This is a genomic window from Denitromonas halophila (assembly GCF_007625155.1).
Lineage (GTDB): Bacteria > Pseudomonadota > Gammaproteobacteria > Burkholderiales > Rhodocyclaceae > Nitrogeniibacter > Nitrogeniibacter halophilus.
Map to the genome: position 1 here is coordinate 118,626 of NZ_VMNK01000015.1, position 19,323 is coordinate 137,948.

The 19,323-nt window shown below is 63.7% G+C and carries 13 protein-coding genes; 8 read left to right on the forward strand and 5 right to left on the reverse strand.

Annotated elements, in window-relative coordinates; all coding sequences use genetic code 11:
• Nucleotides 1–7 precede the first annotated feature (7 nt).
• The 4 genes from FHP91_RS15040 to FHP91_RS15055 all read left to right on the forward strand — a co-directional run bounded on the left by FHP91_RS15040 (nucleotide 8) and on the right by FHP91_RS15055 (nucleotide 4,281).
• On the forward strand, nucleotides 8–274 hold the full coding sequence (locus FHP91_RS15040) for a DUF4212 domain-containing protein (RefSeq protein WP_144177089.1): 267 nt from the start codon (nucleotides 8–10) through the stop codon (nucleotides 272–274).
• Between the two features lie 12 nt (nucleotides 275–286).
• Complete coding sequence (locus tag FHP91_RS15045) at nucleotides 287–2,065, forward strand: sodium:solute symporter family protein (protein WP_144310365.1); 1,779 nt, start codon at nucleotides 287–289, stop codon at nucleotides 2,063–2,065.
• 150 nt (nucleotides 2,066–2,215) lie between these two features.
• Nucleotides 2,216–2,902 (forward strand): response regulator transcription factor, encoded by a 687-nt coding sequence (locus FHP91_RS15050; protein ID WP_144310366.1) that lies wholly within the window; start codon nucleotides 2,216–2,218, stop codon nucleotides 2,900–2,902.
• Nucleotides 2,903–2,916: 14 nt separating this feature from the next.
• Complete coding sequence (locus FHP91_RS15055) at nucleotides 2,917–4,281, forward strand: sensor histidine kinase (protein ID WP_246116327.1); 1,365 nt, start codon at nucleotides 2,917–2,919, stop codon at nucleotides 4,279–4,281.
• On the opposite strand, the gene FHP91_RS15060 is transcribed toward FHP91_RS15055, so the two are convergent.
• Genes FHP91_RS15060 through FHP91_RS15070 form a run of 3 tightly spaced genes read right to left on the reverse strand, consistent with a single transcriptional unit; the run spans nucleotide 4,278 to nucleotide 11,520 of the window.
• Entirely contained in the window at nucleotides 4,278–6,740 is a 2,463-nt protein-coding gene (locus FHP91_RS15060) for an EAL domain-containing protein (RefSeq protein WP_144310367.1), read from the reverse strand. The two genes, FHP91_RS15055 and FHP91_RS15060, sit on opposite strands and share 4 nt — an antisense overlap.
• On the reverse strand, nucleotides 6,737–7,180 hold the full coding sequence (locus FHP91_RS15065; RefSeq protein ID WP_144310368.1) for a response regulator: 444 nt from the start codon (nucleotides 7,178–7,180) through the stop codon (nucleotides 6,737–6,739). The genes FHP91_RS15060 and FHP91_RS15065 overlap by 4 nt, the downstream gene beginning before the upstream one ends.
• Complete coding sequence (locus FHP91_RS15070) at nucleotides 7,177–11,520, reverse strand: PAS domain-containing protein (protein ID WP_144310369.1); 4,344 nt, start codon at nucleotides 11,518–11,520, stop codon at nucleotides 7,177–7,179. Before FHP91_RS15070 ends, FHP91_RS15065 begins: the two co-directional genes overlap by 4 nt.
• 332 nt (nucleotides 11,521–11,852) lie before the next feature.
• Between FHP91_RS15070 and FHP91_RS15075 the strand changes: the two genes are divergently transcribed.
• From FHP91_RS15075 to FHP91_RS15085, 3 genes are read left to right on the forward strand one after another with little or no spacing between them, the layout of a single operon-like run.
• Nucleotides 11,853–12,698 carry an SH3 domain-containing protein gene (locus tag FHP91_RS15075; RefSeq protein WP_144310370.1) on the forward strand — a complete coding sequence of 282 codons (846 nt, stop codon included), beginning with the start codon at nucleotides 11,853–11,855 and terminating at the stop codon, nucleotides 12,696–12,698.
• A 2-nt stretch (nucleotides 12,699–12,700) separates the two neighbouring features.
• Complete coding sequence (locus FHP91_RS15080) at nucleotides 12,701–14,653, forward strand: hypothetical protein (protein ID WP_144310371.1); 1,953 nt, start codon at nucleotides 12,701–12,703, stop codon at nucleotides 14,651–14,653.
• Nucleotides 14,654–14,669: 16 nt separating this feature from the next.
• A complete protein-coding gene (locus tag FHP91_RS15085; RefSeq protein WP_144310372.1) occupies nucleotides 14,670–15,686 on the forward strand; it encodes a hypothetical protein in 1,017 nt (338 codons plus the stop codon).
• 11 nt (nucleotides 15,687–15,697) lie between these two features.
• Here FHP91_RS15085 and FHP91_RS15090 read toward each other — a convergent pair whose 3' ends face one another.
• Nucleotides 15,698–16,093: a thioredoxin family protein gene (locus tag FHP91_RS15090; protein WP_144310373.1), complete on the reverse strand. Its 396-nt coding sequence runs from the start codon at nucleotides 16,091–16,093 to the stop codon at nucleotides 15,698–15,700.
• Nucleotides 16,094–16,203: 110 nt separating this feature from the next.
• Here FHP91_RS15090 and FHP91_RS15095 point away from each other — a divergent pair, with 110 nt between their 5' ends.
• Entirely contained in the window at nucleotides 16,204–17,379 is a 1,176-nt protein-coding gene (locus FHP91_RS15095) for a methyltransferase (RefSeq protein WP_144310374.1), read from the forward strand.
• Nucleotides 17,380–17,388: 9 nt separating this feature from the next.
• On the opposite strand, the gene FHP91_RS15100 is transcribed toward FHP91_RS15095, so the two are convergent.
• On the reverse strand, nucleotides 17,389–19,188 hold the full coding sequence (locus FHP91_RS15100; protein WP_144310375.1) for a DEAD/DEAH box helicase: 1,800 nt from the start codon (nucleotides 19,186–19,188) through the stop codon (nucleotides 17,389–17,391).
• Nucleotides 19,189–19,323 lie beyond the last annotated feature (135 nt).

The window sequence follows — 19,323 nt, forward strand, 5'->3', positions numbered from 1 at the left end:
CAACACAATGACATCCCCTGATAAAAAATCAGGTGAGGCTTACTGGAAGGCGACGCTCAGTCTGCTGACCGTGATTCTCATCCTGTGGTTTGTCGTGTCGTTCGGTTTCGGCATCATTTTGCAGCCGGCGCTCGACAGCATTCACCTGGGCGGCTATCCGCTGGGCTTCTGGTTCGCTCAGCAAGGCTCGATTTACGTATTTTTGATCCTGATCTTCTGGTACGCGGCGCGCATGAACAAGATCGACCGCGAACACGACGTTCACGAAGACTAAGGGGCGCAAGACATGGACTTGAAAACACTAACCTTCGTCGTCGTCGGCCTGTCCTTCGCGCTGTATATCGGCGTGGCGATCTGGGCCCGTGCCGGCAGCACCAGCGACTTCTATGTGGCCGGTGGCGGTGTGCACCCGGTGGTCAACGGCATGGCAACGGCCGCTGACTGGATGTCCGCCGCGTCGTTTATCTCGATGGCCGGCCTGATCGCCTTTCTGGGCTACGGTGGCTCGGTTTACCTGATGGGCTGGACCGGCGGTTATGTGCTGCTCGCCGTGCTGCTCGCCCCCTACCTTCGCAAGTTCGGCAAGTTTACGGTGCCCCAGTTCATTGGTGACCGTTACTACTCGAACGGCGCGCGTCTGGTGGCGGTGATCTGCCTGATCTTCATCTCCTTCACCTACGTGGCCGGCCAGATGCGCGGCGTCGGTATCGTGTTCTCGCGCTTCCTCGAGGTCGATATCGTCACCGGTCTGCTCGTCGGTATGGGTCTGGTGTTCTTCTACGCCGTGCTCGGCGGCATGAAGGGCGTGACCTATACCCAGGTGGCGCAGTACTGCGTGCTGATCTTCGCCTACATGGTGCCGGCGATCTTCATTTCGCTGAACCTGACCGGCAACGTCTTCCCGCAACTGGGGCTGGGTTCGTCGGTGGCCACGGGTGAGCCCTTCCTGGCCAAGCTGGACATGGTGGTGCACGACCTGGGCTTCCAGGAATACACCTCCGGCAACAAATCGATGATCGACGTGATCGCCATCACCATGGCGCTGATGGCCGGTACGGCGGGTCTGCCCCACGTGATCGTGCGCTTCTTTACTGTTCCGAAGGTCAAGGATGCGCGTTCGTCCGCTGGTTGGGCGCTGGTGTTCATCTCCATCCTCTACACCACCGCACCGGCAGTTGGCGCCATGGCGCGTTACAACCTGCATGCCACGATGACCCCGGGTGTGCTGACCGGTGAGACCTTCGCTGAAGGCAATGGCCTGAACTACGAGTCGCGTCCGGACTGGATGAAGCGCTGGGAAGCGACCAAGCTGATCAAGTTCGAAGACAAGAACGGTGACGGCCGCATCCAGTATTACAACGACAAGTCCAAGGATGCCGAATTCAACGCCAAGGTGGAAGCCGCAGGCTGGAAAGGCAATGAGCTGACGGTTGACCGCGACATCATGGTGCTGGCCAACCCGGAAATCGCCAAACTGCCTGATTGGGTGATCGCGCTGGTGGCTGCCGGCGGTATCGCGGCCGCACTGTCGACCGCCGCTGGCTTGCTGCTGGTGATCTCTTCGGCCATTTCGCATGACTTGATGAAGGGCATCCTGACGCCGGATCTTTCGGAAAAATCGGAGCTGCTGGCCGGTCGCCTGGCTGCTGCTGTGGCGGTGGGTGTGGCAGGCTATCTGGGTTACAACCCGCCAGGGTTTGTGGCACAGGTGGTGGCCTTTGCCTTCGGTCTGGCCTGCGCCTCGCTGTTCCCGACCATCCTCCTGGGTATTTTCTCCAAGACGATGAATAAGGAAGGTGCTATTGCCGGTATGTTGAGCGGCCTGATCTTCACTTTCGGCTACATCCTCTACTTCAAGGGGATTTTCATTACGCCGATGGCTGAGAACATTCCCGCCAACTGGCTGTTCGGCATTTCGCCGGAAGGTATTGGTACTGTCGGCGCGATCCTGAACATGCTCGTCGCTTTCACTGTGGCGAAGTTTACGGCCCCGTGCCCGGAGCATATCCAGCACCTGGTCGAAGACATCCGCACCCCGCGTGGTGCCGGTGCTGCGACGCACTAAGTGTTGTTGTGATGCTGTGCTGAAAAACTCCCGCTGCGGCGGGAGTTTTTCTTTGTGAATCGGGTGTGCGATGGCTTGCCAGCGCGCGTGGTCGGGCTACACTTTGCTAGGCGCGTGAGGTGCCAGGGTGTGAGGCGTAAGAGGATAAAGATGCGCGTACTGGTGGTCGAAGATGATGTCGAGTTGGCCCACGGCATGGTGACTCACCTGCAGGCGCAGGGTGTTGCCGTCGAGGCCGTAGACGATGGCGAGGTGGCGCGGCGCCGATTGGCCGCTGGCGGCATTGACATGGCGCTGATCGACGTGGGGCTGCCGGGCTTGTCCGGCTACGAACTGGTGCGCGGCATTCGCGCCGACAAGTTGCCCGTGGCGGTGATTCTGGTGACGGCGCGCGATGCTTTGTCGGACCGGATTTATGGCCTCGATCTGGGCGCGGACGATTACCTCGCCAAGCCCTTCGAGTTGGGCGAGCTGTCAGCGAGAATGCGCGCGGTGGCACGCCGAATCGGCCATCTGTCGCGCAGCGAGCGGGTGTTTGGCCCGCTCAGGATGGACGCCGAAGATCACCTGGCGACGCTCTCGGGCGAGCCGATGACGCTCACCGGGCGCGAGTGGACTGTGCTGGCCGCCCTGGTGGAGTCCGGTGGGCGGACCGTGCCCAAAGAGCGCCTGGTGGCCGATGGTTCGGCCAATGCGGTGGAGGTGTACATCTCCCGCTTGCGGCCCCGGCTTGAGGTCGCCGGCCTGGTGATCCGGAGCGTGCGCGGGTTTGGCTATCGCCTTGAGCTCCGGGGCGGCGCGCCGGCACCGGATGCCGGTGGCTCCGCCAATGCCTGAGTCGAGGATGTTGCGTGTCTAGTCTTCGCCGTCGACTGCTTCGCGCCTTGCTCTTGCCGGGTGTGGTTACGTTGATGGGCGGTGTGCTGGCGCACCGCACGGCGATCGACGTCATCGGCGCGGCTTATGACGCGAGCCTGTTGAATCTGGCCGATGGTGTGGCCGAGCGTATCCGGGGCGGCGAGCAGCGGTTGCGGATGGATATCGCCGACGGCGGGGTGGCGTTGTTGCGCTCCGATACGGTGGATACCATTTTCTATCGCGTGCGGGATGATGACGGCACGCTGGTTGCCGGAGAAGGCGATTTGCCCCCGGCCGATGCGATCAGCGTTGACGCACCGCCCGACTACTACGACACCGTCTATCGCGGCCAGGCCATTCGCGGCGTGCGCTTGCATCGGACGGTCGACGGCCGTGGCTTCTATGTCACTGTGGCTGAAACGCTGGGCAAGCGGCAGGCCGCACTTGAGCGGCTGCTGCTGGGCTTTGTTGCGGCGATCGCTGGCTTGGTGGTGGCGGGGGCGGCGATCGTGCGCATTGCCATCCCGTCAGGCTTGTCGCCGCTGGCCGGTCTGAGTGCTCGTCTTGCCGAACGAGATGGGAACGACTTAAGTTTGATTGATCCGGCCAGCGTGCCGCTTGAACTACGCACTTTGGTCGACGCACTTAATCATTTGCTGGGGCGTGTGGCCTCGGCACAGGCACAGCAGCGAGGCTTTCTGCAAGACGCCGCGCATCAGCTGCGCACGCCATTGGCCAATTTGCAGATGCAGGTTGAGTTGCTGGGGGCTGCGCCGGGGCCGCAACAACTCGATCATGTGACCCGTGCGACCGTGCGGGTGACGCGCCTGGCGAATCAACTGCTCGCACTGGCGCGCGCCGAGGCGGGTGAGCGATTGATTCTTGACGCCGCGCCAGTCGACCTCGCGCTCTTGATTGATGACATGCTGGACGACTGGTTGGCGCAGGCCGACCGCAAGCAGATTGATCTTGGTGTGCATCGTCAGTCGGCCAGGGTGGCGGGTGACGGAACGTTGCTTCGGGAGTTGATGGCCAATCTGGTGGACAACGCCCTTAAATACGCGCCGATCGGCGGTCGCGTCAGCCTGCATTGCGCGACGCATGACGGTGACGTGCTGCTGAGTGTCGAGGACGATGGACCGGGGATCGCGGCGCAAGAGCGCGAGCGCGTGTTCACCCGCTTCTATCGCACGCCGGGCAGTGCCGGTAGCGGGGTGGGGCTGGGCCTGGCGATTGTTCAGGAGATTGTGCGCGCCCACCACGGGCGGCTTGAGCTTGAAACGCCTGCGTCGGGGGCGGGGTTGCGGGTTCGGGTCAGCTTGCCGGCGGCGCAGCCCGACGGGGGGGCAGAGCGCTAGGTGTTCGCCGCCCGCGACGCCGTTGCATACCCGCGCGTCAGGGTGTCGGCACAGACCGCCTTGCTGAAGTGAAAACCCTGGCCGCGCTGGCAACCTTCGGCCAGCAAAAAGGCGGCTTGATCCGGTGTTTCCACGCCTTCGGCGATGACATCGAGCGACAGGCTCTTGGCCAGCGCGATGATGGCCCGGGTGATGGCCGCGTCGTCACGATCGTTGGGGATGTCGCGGACGAACGACTGGTCAATCTTGAGCCGTGTGACCGGCAGGCGCTTGAGGTAAGACAGTGACGAATAGCCGGTGCCGAAATCGTCGATGGCGATCCCGATGCCGAGCTCGCGCAGCTCGTTCAGGCGCGGTATGGCTTCGGCGGCCTGCTGCATGATGAAGCCTTCGGTGACTTCCAGTTCGAGCATCTCGGCTGGGAGTCCGGTGGCGGCGAGGGTGTCGCGGGTCAGGGCGACGAGGTCGCCTCGGCGCAGCTGTGAGGCGGCGATATTGACACCGATCCGGCCAAACGCCAGCCCGTCGTTTCGCCAATCGCTGGCTTGCCGGCATGCCGCTTCGAGAATCCAGCGACCGATGCGCGGCATCATGCCGCTTTCTTCGGCAATCGGGATGAAGGCCGATGGATAGAGCAGGCCTTTGTCGGGGTGGGCCCAGCGCACCAGAGCTTCGACGCCGGTGAGCTGGCCGGTGCGCAGGTCGACCTGCGGCTGGTAGTGCAGCAAGAACTGATCGAGATCCAGTGCTTTGTGCAGATCGTTTTCGAGGCGAACGCGCTCGGTGGCCTTGAGGGTCAGTTCCGGCGTGTAAAACGCAAAACCGAAACGTCCTTTGTCCTTGACCTGATACATCGCGGCATCGGCGTTGCGGATCAGTTCGGCGGCGTCGCCGCCGTCACGCGGGAACACGCTGATGCCAATACTGGCGGTGACAAACTGCTCGCGCTGCTCGATGGCGAAGGGCTGATTGAGCGCGAGCTGAATTTTTTCGGCTACCAGCACAGCGCTGTGGGGCTCCTTGACCTCTTCGAGCAAGACCACAAATTCATCCCCGCCGAGCCGGGCGACGGTGTCGTCGAGCCGGACGCAGTCGCGCAGCCGGCTGGCCACCTGGCGAAGGAGTTCGTCGCCGAAGGGGTGCCCGTAGACATCATTGATGTTCTTGAAGCGATCGAGGTCGAGGAACAGTAGTGCCAGCGACACGCCACTGCGCGTGGCGTGCTCGATGGCGTGCTTGAGGCGCGCATTGAGCAGCATGCGGTTGGGCAGATCGGTGAGCGGGTCGTGGTGCGCCAGGTGCTCCAGCTTCTGGGCAGATTGCTTGACGCGGGTAATGTCCGAGAAGACGCCGGTGTAAAATACGGGCTGGCCGTCATCGTCATAAACGGTGCTGAGCGTCAGCCATTCGGGGTAGATCTCGCCGTTTTTGCGTCGATTCCACATTTCTCCGCGCCATTGTCCGCTCTCTTGCAAGCTGCGCCAGAGCGATTGATAGAACTGGGGCGGATGCTGGCCTGAACGAAGGACGCTGCTGGATTTTCCGATGACTTCGTCGCGCTCGTAGCCGGTGATTTCGGTAAAGGCGCGGTTGACCTCAATGATGTTTGCCGACAAGTCGGTAATCATCATCCCTTCCGCGCTGCTCTCGAACACCGCGGCGGCCTGGCGCAGGCGGTCGTCGGCCTGGCGTTGTTCGGTGATGTCTTCCTGAATGCCGACGAAGTGCGTGGTCGCGCCAGCGCTGCTCTTGACCGGCCAGATGCTCATCCGGTTCCAGAATGCGCTGCCGTTCTTGCGATAGTTGCGAACCACCGCCTGGCAGCCTTCGCCTTGCGACAGGGCGGTGTATATCTTGGCGATTTCAGGCTGTTCTCGGTCGTCGCCTTGCAGCACCCGGCAGTTGCGCCCGAGCATTTCGTCGGCCCGGTAGCCGGTGATGGCTTCGAAGGCCGGGTTGAGATAGACCACGGGCATGTCGCCGTCGGCGCGGGTGATGACGACGCCGTTGGTGGCGGCCGATAGCGCACGATCGCGCAACTGGAGCTCGCGTTCGGCATGCTGCTGGGCGCGTCGCGTTGCGGCGGCGTCTACCGCCCGATGGATGGCGGGTACGAGCCGGGTGAGGTTGTCTTTGCTGACGAAGTCGGCCACCCCTGCGCGCAGCAGGTCAATGATGGTTTCTTCGCCGATGGTGCCCGAGATGATGATGATTGGCGTTTCAGGGTGGGCCTTTGCCAGCTGGCTGACCGTCAGGCGAACGTCGATGCCCGGCAGGTTGTAGTCGCTGAGGACGATGTTCCAGTGTGCGTCGGCTTTGGCCAGAGCCTGGGCAAGCGCGGCGGGGGTGTCGACCCGGGTGCAATGGCAGGACAGCTGGCTGCGCGCCAGATGACGGACAAGAAGCTGAAAGTCTTGTTCGTCATCTTCAATGACCAGAATTTGAAGCGCCTCCGTCATTCGGCGCTCTTGGGCGGTTCGTTGAGTAGCATCCAGTAAAGGCCGAGCTGGGCGACCGCCTCGGTGAATTCTCCGGGATCGAGCGGCTTGCGCACATAGCTGTTGGCGCCCAGGTCGTAGCTGCGCAGGATGTCTTGCTCTTCGTCGGAGGAGGTGAGCATGACGACCGGGATCTTGTCGGTGCGGGTGTCCTGGCGTAGCTGCTCGAGCACTTCCAGACCGCTGAGCTTGGGGAGGCGTATGTCGAGCAGCACCACGGCCGGGGCGTCGGCGGGACTGCGCTGGGCGTAGGTGTTGCGACAGAAGAGATAGTCGAGCGCTGCCGCGCCGTCGCCTACCACGTCGACTTCGTTGACCACGTTGATGCGCTTGAGCGCGCGCAGGGTCAGGCGCAGGTCTTGGGCGTCGTCTTCGACCAGCAGCAGTTTGCGGTGGTTCATTCCGTACTCCCTTCTTGCGGTCCCAGGCTGAACCGGAAACGGGCGCCTTCTCCTGGGCGCCCTTCGCCCTCAATCCAGCCGCCGTGGCGTCGTGTGATTCTTGCCACCGTCGCCAGCCCGATTCCGATACCTGGAAACTCGCTGGGATGGTGCAGGCGCTGGAATGGCTCGAACAGTTTGTTGGCAAAGGCCGGGTCGAAACCTGCGCCGTTGTCCTCGAGACAATATACCCGGTGCCCATTTCGCATGCTACTGGTGAAGTGTATGGTCGCGTGGCTTCGGGTGCTTGTGTATTTCCAAGCATTTTCGAGCAAATTTTGCATCACGGTGGCCAGTAGCCGGCGGTCACACAGGGCAACGATCGGGCCGTCACAATGCAAGCTGACCTGGCGCTCCGGCTGGTTGCGCGCGAGCCGGGTATGAATGGACTGTGCCATTTGAGCAAGATCCAGCGTTTGCCTTACCAGGCTCGCCCGGCTGCTGCGCGAGAGTTCCAGCAGGCCGTCGATGAGATCGCCCATCCGGGCGCTGGCCTTGGCGATTTCACCCAGAAAATCCTGGGCGCCTTCCGGTATCTGGGGGCCAAAGTCTTCATCAAGCGCACGCTGGAAGCCCTGGATGGCGCGAAGTGGTGCCCGCAGGTCGTGCGAGGCAGCGTAGGTGAAGGCTTCGAGTTCAGCATTGATGGCTTTGAGCTCTGCCGTGCGTTGCTCGACACGTTGTTCCAGTTCGTCGTGGGCGCGTTGCAGTGCTTTGGTCGCCAACACCCGGTCGGTGATGTCGAGCACCGTTCCGCGCATGAACACGGACCCGTCGGCGGGTTCGGTCTCGATCTGTCCTTGTGCAAACAGCCATCGGAGCTCACCGTTTGGCCGGGTGAGACGGAATTCTTCCTGAAACGGAATGGCATCGCGCAGGGCCCCCTTGAAGGCCGCATCGACACGCTCGGTGTCTTCGACGTGGACGGCGCTGAGAAATAAGCCATAAGTTGGAGGTTGTGCCTTGGCGTCGAGACCAAACAGTCGAAAAATTTCGTCGGACCAGCGAATTTCACCAGAGGTGATGTTCCAGACGAAACTGCCCAGATGCGCCTGCTCCTGAGCTTCGGCCAGCTCGCGTCGTTGTCGGTTGAGCGTTTGTTCGGCGTGCTTGCTCTCGGTGATGTCTTCGCCAAAAGCCTGGAATGTGATGACTTCCCCCTTGGTATTGCAGATGGCGCGGTTGGTCCAGCGCTGCCAGCGCACACTGCCATTGCTGTCGATCACCTTGTGCTCATGGGTCTTGAGCGGCGTGCTGGCGCTGAGCGACATGAAATGCTGGCGAACCTGGTTGCGATCCTCGGGGGGAATCAGGTCGAGCAGGTTGCGGCCGATCAGGGCTTCTCGTGGTTTGCCGAAGTACTCGCAGTAGGCGTCGTTGACGAATTCGATGGTGCCGTCGGCGCGATTTCGGCAGAGCAGGATGGGCAGGTCTTCGACCACCGAGCGGTATCGAATTTCGCTGGTGCGCAGGGCCTGAATGGCCGTATGCAGGTCGATGGTGGTGGTCATGCGACGCGCGGCTTCGGAAAAAAGGCGCTGTTCGTTGGGGGACCATTCGCGCGCACTGCGGCATTGGTGGAGGCCCATCGCCCAGGTGGGGCCGGTCGCCGGGTGCAGGGCCACGATCATCAGTGAGCACACATCGAAGTCGGCTTTCATGGCGGCCAGCACTGGCGAGCTTTGTTCGTCGACCAGCGTGACGGGGACGGCGCTGGTGAGTGTTGTGCGACAGAGTGCGGCAATCTCGGGCGTCATCGGCAGATCGGTGTTCCGTGCGCCGGCACCGGGATAGTCGGGGCGTGTGGCTTCGATCGGAATTCGCCACGTCAGGGCATCCGGATCACAGGGGGTGAGCAGCCAGCAGCGGTCGCAGTCGAACATATCGAGAATCGCGGTGGCGCCACGGTTGAGCATGTCGTCCATGTTGCTGCTGGTGTGCAGTGCGGAGTCGAGTTGCTCCAGCGATTCAAGAAAATGGATGTGTTCATGGCGGACCGCGTCGGCGCGCATCCGCTCGGAAATATCAAAGATGATGCCGAGGTGGCCGGTGACCTGGCCGTCGGCGTCACTGAGCGCTTCGGCTGCGCCAAACACCCAGGTGCTTTCGCCGCCCGGGCGTTGAAAGCGGTACTCGGCGTGAAATGGCTGTCGCGTGTCGACCAGTGACTGCCAGGCCGCGATGATGCGATCGCGATCTTCCGGATGCAGGGACTGCTCCCAGCCGTCGCCGAGGGCCTTTTCGAGGCCCATGCCGGCAATCGCGCACCATCGTGGGTTGCCGTAGGTCATTCGCCCTCGCGCGTCGGCGTGATAGATGCCGACCGGTGCGAGCGCCGTAATGGCGCGAAAACGTGCTTCGCTGTCGCGGATGCGGCGCTCGGCGAGTCTTTGTTCGGTTACGTCTATTGATGAGCAGAGCACGCGGACCGGAGTTTCATCGTGGCCGGAAACGCGTTGTCCCTGCACATGGAGCCAGGCCATCTGGCCGTCACGGTGTAACACGCGATGGTCGAGTTTGATGGTGTCGGTGTCGCCGTCGGTGATGCGCTTGAGCGCGTTGAGGAGTTCCTGGGCGTCGTCGCCGGGCAGGCGTGACAAAAACGCGCTGAGCGTGCCGGGTGGGGCGTTGGGCGCCTCACCAAACAAGCGTGCGAGATTGGCATCGGCCAGCAAACGGCCCTCGTCGGGCCAGATTTCCCAGGTTGCCGAGTTGCTGATTCGCGCTGACTGCGCATATCGCCGGCCCATGTCACGCAATTCAGTGATGTCGGCGGTGACGCCAAACAGCTTGACGGGTTGTCTGTGCGCGTCAAAAGAGACTTGGCCGATGGTTTTGAGATCGCGCCGCTCGCCGTTGTCGTAGCGATGAAGGGCGAACTCACATTCGAGAATACCGCTTTCGAAGGCGGCCTCCTGGGCACGTTGCACACGCTGGCGGTCTTCGGCGATGACATGTGTCAACCAGTCCTGGTGGCTTGGCGGGCGGGTCCCTATGGCGAGGCCGTGGATGCGCAGCAATTCGTCCGAAAAGCGTGCCTCACCCGTGGCCGGCGTCCACTCCCACCAGCCCACATGAGCGAGGGCCTGCGCATTTTCAAGCTTCTGGTTGAGCGCCTGGAGGGCGAGTTCGTCTGCTTTGCGCGCGGAGATGTCGCTGTGGGTGCCGACGACGCGCGCCGGACGGCCCGCACTGTCCCACTCGACGGTTTTGCCTTTCCGTCGAATCCAGCGGTCCTGGCCATCGGCGTGCCGCATGCGAATCTCGATGTCGAAGGGCGGTGCACCGACCTGGCGCTGCGCATTCATGTGCTGCTCGAAAATGGCTCTGTCGTCGGGGTGAATGAGGCTCAGGCAGTCTGCCAGTGTTATTGATTCGCTTTGTGCCGGGTAGCCCAGTTGTGTGAAATAGCGCGCACTGCCACGGCAGGTGTCGTGGGTCAGATCCCAATCCCAGACGCCGCCCTCGGCGGCATCCAGGGCGAAGCTCAGGCGGGCTTCACTGTCGCGCAGCGCTTTTGCCGTGGCATGGCTGTCGGTGATATCGCGCACCACGGCGATAACTTGCGCGCTCTCGTCGAGCTGGCACAGGCGTGCCTCGAAGTGCCGCGTCTGGCCGGCAACGTCCAGTGCGTAATTGAAGCTGACCATCTCGCCGCTGTCGGCCATCTGCGCCAGTTTTGCGCTGAACTGCCGGGCGGTGGTCTCGGGCATCACGTCCTGCATGCGTTTGCCGAGAAAGTACTCGGGCGGCGAGTACAGATCGTTGTCGGTTCGTGCGCGATAGTCGATGATCGTGCCGTCTTGGCGCATTCTGAAAAACAGATCGGGCAGGGCCGAGAAGACGGAGTCCAGCACGCGGTCGCTGTACCGCACCTCGTTGAGTGCCTTGCGTAGCGAGATGTCGCTGGACTCGAGCGCCGGCGCTGATCGGGTCATGCTCCGGCCCGAAAAGTGGCGCAGCAACTCGCGTTCACCGACCAGGCCGATCAGGCCGCCGGTTTCGTCAATCAGCACCAGCGCGTGGGCCGAGCTGTGCTGAAGACGGTGGAGGCTGGTGGCGCAGTCAGTACGGGCATCAATGCACTCGGCGGGCCCCATGCGCTCCCCCACCGTGCTCGTCGGCGTCAGGGGTGGGGCAAGCAACATCGCCGCAGTCAGCACACCGACCGGGCGGTCTCCGTCAATGACCACCAGAATGCCGCGCTCAGCGACCAGTCCGCAGACGTCGGTCGCAAGCGTGTCTGGCGTGGCGACCGGGAAGTCGCCAGTGCACAGTTCGGCAAGGGTAGATGCGTCCATGATGTCGGTCTGCGCCTCCTGGCGGCGAGTACACACCTAGGATAGTGCTATTCCACTGTGTTGGGCGAGACTGGTGGATCTCGCGATGTTGCCAATCCGCACGGGAGGCAGGCTTGTATTCGCGAATCGTGATTTCTATAGTCAATCTATAAGAAATCCGCGATGGTGTTCGGCGTCGGCGGTGTTGGGGGCGTTGCTCAAACCCTGATTCGTGCGCTTTCTGGTTATGACAGTCGAACGGGTGTGCGTCGACGGCGGCCTGAAGTCGCAAGGCGGTGGCGCCATCGTGTTTTTCCGGGCTGTGATGCTGGGTGTTTGAGGGAGGTGCACTGATGTCACCACAGAAACATCTCACCATTATTGCGACATCGATCGCGCTCGGATTGGGTGGCTGCGCCACCAACGGCGAAGGCGGCATGTCCAAGCAGACCATGGGGTCGGTGCTGGGGGCGGTGGGCGGCGCGATCCTGGGTAGCCAGGTCGGCAAGGGGTCGGGGCGTAATCTGGCCATCCTGGCCGGTGCTTTGGCCGGTGGCGCCTTGGGCAACTGGCTGGGCGCCAAGTTGGACGAGCGTGATCGTCAAGCCCTGGCCGCGAGCACGCAGGACGCGCTGGATTCGGGCAGGACCGTGGCGTGGCAATCCACGCATAGCGGTGCCAGCGCCACGATTACACCCGTGTCGAGCAAGACCGTGAGCTCGCAGCAGACCATTCGCCGTGCGCCAAAGATCGCGACGGTGCAGAACATGGCCGTCATCAACCAGCCCTACCAGGCCATTAAATCGTCCAATTTGCGCGCTGAGCCGGGGACGCAGGGCGAGAAGGTCGGCGGTTTTCTGGCCGGACAGACCTTTACCGCGCTCGGGCGCACCGACAATGACTGGATCGCCGTCGGCCGCAAGGGGGTGACAATCGGCTATGTCTATGGGCCGCTGGTCGGCCCGGTGCCGATGCAGGCCAAGGACGCGCCAACTGATCTCGATGCCATCTCGGCCGATACGGCCAGTGCGCAGGGCTTTGATCTGGACAGCATTGAACCGAGCGCCGCGGTGACCGAGCAGGTGGCGGTCAAAACAACGTGTCGGACGGTCGACTATCGGGTGAAGACCGCGGACGGTGAAGAAAGCAAAACCGTTGATGCCTGTCAGAGCGCCGACGGCGCTTGGCAGCTGAGCTGAGCATGCTTGGCGGGCGCAGCGTGCGGTGGTGGCTGGCGGCCGTGCTCGGTCTGGCGGCCACCAACGCACTGGCGGACAGCTACCGGCTGGCGTTCTCCAAATCAGAAAACATCGAAATTTTTGTCGAGCATGCCGCGGGCACACCATGGTGTGCACCGCATCTGTCCTTGCGCGCGGTGCATGGCGGCAGCCCCGATACGGCCGCGCTGGCCCGGTTGCTGCCCAAACTCGGCGCGCTGCTCAACAGCCAATGCCCCAAAGCCACCGCGCTTGATTGGGTAAGTACCGACACGAATGGTCGACCGGTGGCCAACGGGACAAGCACCAAGGCCGACCTGTGGGCGCTGCGTGTCACGCCCGCACCGGCGGTGCCGCCGGTTGCGGCGGCGCCTCCGACACCGCTGCCCGAACCGGCCCCTGTGCCGACGCCCGTCCCCATACCTAAACCCGAACCGCCCACGCCGATGCCGCAACCGACGCCGGCGCCGATGCCGCGCCCTGAACCCGTGCCGAGCCCGCCACCCGCACCGATTGCGGCGCCTGTGCCGGCCCCCGCAGCGGCAGCGCCAGTTGCGCCAGTTGCACCGGTCGCGGCGCCTGCAGCGCAGCCGACGCCCGCGCCGGTCGCCACGCCGTCCCCCGTCGTCGCGCCGATGCTCGCCGATTTCGATATCGGCGGCTGGAAGCCGGGCGATGGTTCGCGGACGGGGCCGCTGGCCGAGGCCTTGCGCGAAATGAAGGACCAGAACGGGTGTCGGGTGCTGACGCGGATTGATACGCGCACCGACATGAATTTCATCGCCTTGAAGTCGGTGGATTTGACCTGCGGTTCCGACGGCTATGCCAGCGGCCCGGGCCGGCTGACGCTGGAACGATCGGATGGCGTGCCGATCGCGCGAACCAGCCAGCTGTGGTTTTCCGGCGGCATTCCCTTCACGCAGGAGGTGAAGGCCCGCCGTCTGGCAGCGATAGATAAACAAAACACCTTGTGGTTCCATCTGGCCAGTGATGTCGACACACGCACGCACTTTTTGCTGCGTGCGCGGGCGACCCACTATGGCGGCATTGGGGTGTGGCAGATCGATCCGCAGATTGACGCACTGACCGATCAGGCCGATCGCTTCCGTCAGGCTGAGGCGATCCGTCACGCCGTGGATGCGGCCATCGTGGCGCTCGACGCGGCCGACGTGACGCGCGCGTCGCGGGCCAACGTGGTGTTTTCCAGCGATTTTGAACGGGGCACGGCCGCCGGGGACGCCAACCATCTGTTGTATTCGATCAGCGTCTGGCGCGGCCGGGACCGGCGCAGCAAGGCGTGGGGGTCGTGGCAATACAACTTGCAGCAGGCCAATAACTATCTGTTCCAGCGCGATGCCCGTCTGGCCCGGCAAAAACAGATGGAAGAACAGCGCGCCGAGCAGCAGCGCCGGTATGCCGAGCAGCGCGAGGCGCAGCGTCTGCGGATGGAGCAGGCGCGGGTGGTGGCTGAACAGCGCCGCAATCTGCAGACCTATCAACAACTGGTTGATGAAGCGACCCGCGACCCGCAGCGCCTGCGCAGTCGCTTGGAGTCGGACCTTGCCTACCAACCGTTGTCCGGCGGCACGTATGCCGCGCTGGTGGCCGGCGGCAAGCGCAAGATCCAGCGCATTGTGCGAGTCGATGGCAGCGACGGGCCGGACGCGGAAGTCGATTGGCCCTACGCCATGCGCCTGACCGGAAAGAGCGACCTGGCCTCGGGGTGGTACCGCGTCGATGGTGAAGTAACCCTGGACGCCAAGCGCCGCGATGACGAGGGCTTGCCGCTGACGCTGTTGAGCGCGCAGACGGTGATGCCGTGCAAGAACGAGGGTTGCACCGATCTGCTCGATCCCCTGGCCGTCACCCGCATGACGCTCGGCCAGCCCGAATGGACGCCCGAGGCCGCGCAGGCGGCTCTCCAGCGCCAGCAATGAGGCGCACGCAATGGCGATGGAACAACGCAAACTGATGATGATTGGCGGTGGCGCGGTGGTGGCGCTCGTGGTCGGCTGGTTGGTCTTGTCGAATGTGGCGGCGTCCAAGGCCGAAGCGGCGATCAACGGCGCGCTCGATCAGCACGGCATGCGCGGTCAGGTGTCGTGGCAGGGCGTCTCGGCGTCGCCGCTGGGCGGCAGCGTACATTTGGACGACGTGCGTATCGAAGAGGTACCGGGTGCGGGCGTGGTGCATATCGTACGGGTGGATATCGATGATTTTGTCGATGAGCCACGGCGCAAGCGGGCCGAGCTGCGGATGAGCGGTGTCGCTACCAGCGACGGGTTCAGCCCCTTGGGCGATGTGGCGTTCGTCCAGGCCAGCGGGCGTTCGCAGTTGCCGCCGGCCACCATCGTGATGCAGTGGCGCATGGATCTGGATGACGACACGCTGACACTGGCCTTGGAAGTGGATCAGCCCGAAGTGATGAAGGCGCGTCTTGACCTGGCGCTTGAGCGCGTTGCTGCGCTCGCGCGATTGTCCGACGGCGGGGCGGCCCCCTCCGCGTTCGCCATGCCTGGCGCGGGTGGGCCGCGCGGGCGTCGTGGTGGACCGCCGCCGGGGCTGGGGATGGCCTTCCAGATGCTCGAATTGATGGGTGAGGTGCGGCTCAAGCAGCTTGAGGCAGCCCTGCATGACGACGGCTACATCAAGCGCAGCATCGCGTTGCACAAGCGCTACGCGATTCCGGTGTTGCCGACCGAAGGCAAGGCAGCGACGCAGCGGGACGTGCGCTTCAAGTCCGATATCGACACGGCGCAACGTGATTGTGAAAAGGACTTGCCGGTGACCGATGTTGGTGATCGCAAAAAGGCCTGCGCCACGCTGATCGAGTTCATCAGCGGCGAGGACGACAGCATTCGGCTGACGCTCAGTCCGGAGCGTTCGGTGTCTTTCTCGGAACTGATCGAGCAGGCCATGCAGGCGCCGGCCCGGCTGGCGCCCCTGCTGCGTCCTGAAATCGGTTCCTGAGTCGCGCCCGTTCAGCCGGCCTGCATTCGCAGCAGTTCACGCAGATCAAGTGGCACGCTTTCACCGGGGCGGCGCGCGTCGCCAGAGGCGTTGAGCAGGGTCTCCAGCGTGCGTTGGAGATGGCCCGGGTAGGGCAGCATGGTGCCGAGAAAACGGACGGCATCGTCCTGCTGGATCATGATCGTCGGGAAGTTTTCGATGTCCATGTCGTCGGCCCAGTCGGCATGGGTTTCGATGTCCACCCACAGAAATGCCGCCTGCGGAAACTGCGCCTGCATGGAGGCGAAGCTGTCGTGATAGTCGCGGCAGGTGCCGCACCATTCGGCGCACAGGCAGGCCACCAGCCACTCGCACGAGAGGGCGTCGGTGACGGCGGCGGGGTCGGCTAGATCGACGAGGGCGTTCATGGGCTGTGTGGCGATGGGTCCGAGCCTCCCGCTTATACCGTATCTGCCGCGGGCGCGCCATGTTGCCGTCGGGCTTGCCAGCCGCTGCCAGGAGCGTATCGTTCGCCGCCATGAATCTTGCTGATCGTTTCTTCGCCCTGCAGCATTGTCTGGACGTCCATGCCGATCTCTGGCGCCCGCGGCCGTTTTGTGTCGAGGCGCCTGACTGGGTGGCGCGCTATCCGGCGCTTGAAGCAGATATGCTGGCCTTGTCCGATGATGACGTGGCCGCACTGGGCGCCGATGACACCGCACGCCTGGCCTGGGTGGCGTCGCGTGTGCCGGTTTTGGGCGATTTGCTGGCTCTGACGACGGTGCCACGATGCGAACCACGGCCGTTGCCACCCTGCGATGCGCATTTCGATTGGGCGATTCCGGGGCGCAAGCGTGAGCAGATTGAAGCCTTCGCGGCCGCGCTTGATCCTGTCGAGGCGCCGGTGCTGGAGTGGTGCGCCGGCAAGGGGCATCTCGGACGACGCCTGGCGATGCAGGGCGCGGGTTCAGTGACCAGTCTGGAAATTGATCCGGTGCTTTGCGCCCAGAGTGCCTTGTTGGCGACGCGCGCGCGGTTGGCACAACACATGGTCTGCGCCGATGCCTTGTCGGCGGACGGGCAGTCGCGCGTGGCGACGCACCATGTGGTGGCCTTGCACGCCTGTGGCGAATTGCATCGCAGCCTGGTGCGCGGCGCGGCGGCGGGTGTGGCAGCGGGGTTCAGTATTGCGCCGTGTTGCTATGACCGAGGCGTGACGGGCGACTTCCTGCCGGTGTCGACGGCCGCGACGCTGAGGCTGGATGCGGGCGATTTGCGTCTGGCGATCACCGAGTCGGTGACGGCCACTGAGCGCGAACGACGCCAGCATGCGCAGGACAGTGCGTTCAAGCTGGGTTTCATCGCGCTGCGTGCGGCGCTTGAAGGTGGTGGGTATCGTCCGTTCCGGCCGGTGCCCGCGGCATGGGTGCGCTCAGGATTCGAAGGTTTTTGTCGGGAACTGGCCGCACGCGAAGCAGTAGTGCTACCCGGCGCGGTGAATTGGGATGAATGGCAGGCTGTCGGCTGGGCGCGTCATGCGCAGGTGCTGCGCTACGACCTGGTACGCCATGTGTTTCGGCGGGCGCTGGAGTTGTGGCTGGTGAGCGATCTGGCGCTCGGCCTGGAAGCGGCGGGCTACCGGGCGAGAGTCGGGGTGTTCTGCGATCGGGCGATCACGCCGCGCAACCTGCTGGTGCAGGCTGCGCGCGCTTAGTTCGCCGGATTATTCCTTGGGACGCTTGATGAAGGGCTTGCCGCCTTTGAAGGGCTTCTTGCCCGGTGCGCCCGGTGCACCCGGCCGCTTGCTTGCGCCCGGTTTGGTGCCAAAACGCTTGGCCGGCATCGGTGTCGAGTCGTCGGCCTGAATCTGCAGCGCCTGCTGGCATACGCGGGTGCGCTTCAGCGTGGCGAGCGTTTCGTTGGACAGGTCGCTCGGCAGCTCGACCAGGCTGAAATCGTCGAACAGGTGAATCTGGCCGATCTGACCGCCCGACAAGCCGCCTTCGTTGGCGATGGCGCCGACGATTTCTTTGGGTGTGACGCCGTGCTGGCGACCGACTTCGATACGGTAGGGTCGCAGCTTGCCATCGGCGGCGTCGCGGCGACGGCCGGGGGCTTCGTCGCGTTTCTCGCGCGGCGCGCGGGCGTCCGGTGCGCGAACTTCACTGGTGGTGGGCAAATCGCTGCCTTTGGTGTTGTCGAGCTGCAGCGGCTTGTCGCGCTGGGCGATAAAGGCCAGGGCAGCGGCAATCGAGTGCGCTTTCAAGTCGTTTTCGTCACGCAACTGGCCGACCACTTCCATGAAGAAATGCAGCTCTTCCTTTTCCAGGACGTCGAGTACTTCTTGTTTGAACTTGGAGACGCGGCGATCAGCCATCTCGCTGCGCGTGGGCAGCGTGAGCAGGGCGATTTTCTGGCGGGTGGCGTGCTCGATGGCTCGCAGCATGCGTTGTTCGCGTGCGGTGATGAACAGAATCGCGTGACCGGTGCGCCCGGCGCGGCCGGTACGTCCGATACGGTGTACATAGGCCTCGGTGTCGTAGGGCACGTCGTAGTTGATGACGTGGCTGACACGCGGCACGTCGAGGCCGCGGGCGGCGACGTCGGTGGCCACGACGATGTCGATCTGGCCGGATTTGAGCTGGTTGACTACCCGCTCGCGAAGGCCTTGAGTCATGTCACCGTTAAGCGCAGCGGCGGCGTGGCCACGGGCTTCGAGCTTGTTGGCCAGCTCATCGGTGGCGACCTTGGTGCGCACAAAGATGATGGCCGCGTCGAGCTCGTCTTCGGCTTCGAGGATGCGGGTCAGCACGTCGAGCTTGTCGTGGCCGCGCACCATCCAGTAGCTCTGGCGAATGGCAGCAACGGTGCTGGTGGCCGATTTGATCTTGACCTCGATCGGATTGCGCTGGTGGCGCTGGGCGACGCTGCGGATGACCGAAGGCATGGTCGCCGAGAACAGCGCGGTCTGGCGGGTGCTCGGGGTGTGGCTGAGAATCCATTCCACGTCTTCGATGAAGCCCATGCGCAGCATTTCGTCGGCTTCGTCGAGCACCATGACTTTCAGTTCGTCGAGCTTGAGGCTGCCACGCTTGAGGTGGTCCATCAGGCGACCCGGCGTGCCGACGATGACTTGCGCGCCGCGCGACAGTTGGCGCAGCTGGACGACCATGCTCTGGCCACCGTAGAGCGGCACCACATGGAAGTCGCGCAGGTAACGGGCGTAGGTCTGGAAGGCTTCGGCCACCTGGATGGCGAGCTCGCGCGTGGGGGTCAGCACCAGCACTTGCGGGATGCGGCGCGAGGCGTCGATGAGCTCGAGCGCGGGCAGCGCAAAGGCGGCGGTTTTACCGGTGCCGGTCTGGGCTTCGCCGAGCAGATCGCCGCCGGCCATCAGGTGAGGAATACATGCCGCCTGGATGGGCGAGGGGGTTTCGTAGCCGATTTCTGACAGTGCGGTCAGAACGGGGGCGGATAGCCCCAGGGCGGCGAAGGTAGTGGGTGTCGGGTCGGACGTTGTCATGCGGGTCTCGTGGTTTCTGGCATCCCCGGACGCAACGGGCGACGGGAAAACCGATCAGTATCCTCGATAACGCGCTGAAAGTAAAATGAATTCCTGAGATGGTGCAGTGCACCGCGCCCGAGGTGCGCCGGGCGC

Bases quoted from the DNA above. Each gene is read 5' to 3' on its own strand.
- FHP91_RS15075 (WP_144310370.1), top strand. From the start codon at position 11,853: ATGTCACCACAGAAACATCTCACCATTATTGCGACATCGATCGCGCTC.
- FHP91_RS15080 (WP_144310371.1), top strand. From the start codon at position 12,701: ATGCTTGGCGGGCGCAGCGTGCGGTGGTGGCTGGCGGCCGTGCTCGGT.
- FHP91_RS15040 (WP_144177089.1), top strand. From the start codon at position 8: ATGACATCCCCTGATAAAAAATCAGGTGAGGCTTACTGGAAGGCGACG.
- FHP91_RS15050 (WP_144310366.1), top strand. From the start codon at position 2,216: ATGCGCGTACTGGTGGTCGAAGATGATGTCGAGTTGGCCCACGGCATG.
- FHP91_RS15065 (WP_144310368.1), bottom strand. From the start codon at position 7,180: ATGAACCACCGCAAACTGCTGCTGGTCGAAGACGACGCCCAAGACCTG.
- FHP91_RS15090 (WP_144310373.1), bottom strand. From the start codon at position 16,093: ATGAACGCCCTCGTCGATCTAGCCGACCCCGCCGCCGTCACCGACGCC.
- FHP91_RS15070 (WP_144310369.1), bottom strand. From the start codon at position 11,520: ATGGACGCATCTACCCTTGCCGAACTGTGCACTGGCGACTTCCCGGTC.
- FHP91_RS15100 (WP_144310375.1), bottom strand. From the start codon at position 19,188: ATGACAACGTCCGACCCGACACCCACTACCTTCGCCGCCCTGGGGCTA.
- FHP91_RS15045 (WP_144310365.1), top strand. From the start codon at position 287: ATGGACTTGAAAACACTAACCTTCGTCGTCGTCGGCCTGTCCTTCGCG.
- FHP91_RS15085 (WP_144310372.1), top strand. From the start codon at position 14,670: ATGGAACAACGCAAACTGATGATGATTGGCGGTGGCGCGGTGGTGGCG.
- FHP91_RS15060 (WP_144310367.1), bottom strand. From the start codon at position 6,740: ATGACGGAGGCGCTTCAAATTCTGGTCATTGAAGATGACGAACAAGAC.
- FHP91_RS15095 (WP_144310374.1), top strand. From the start codon at position 16,204: ATGAATCTTGCTGATCGTTTCTTCGCCCTGCAGCATTGTCTGGACGTC.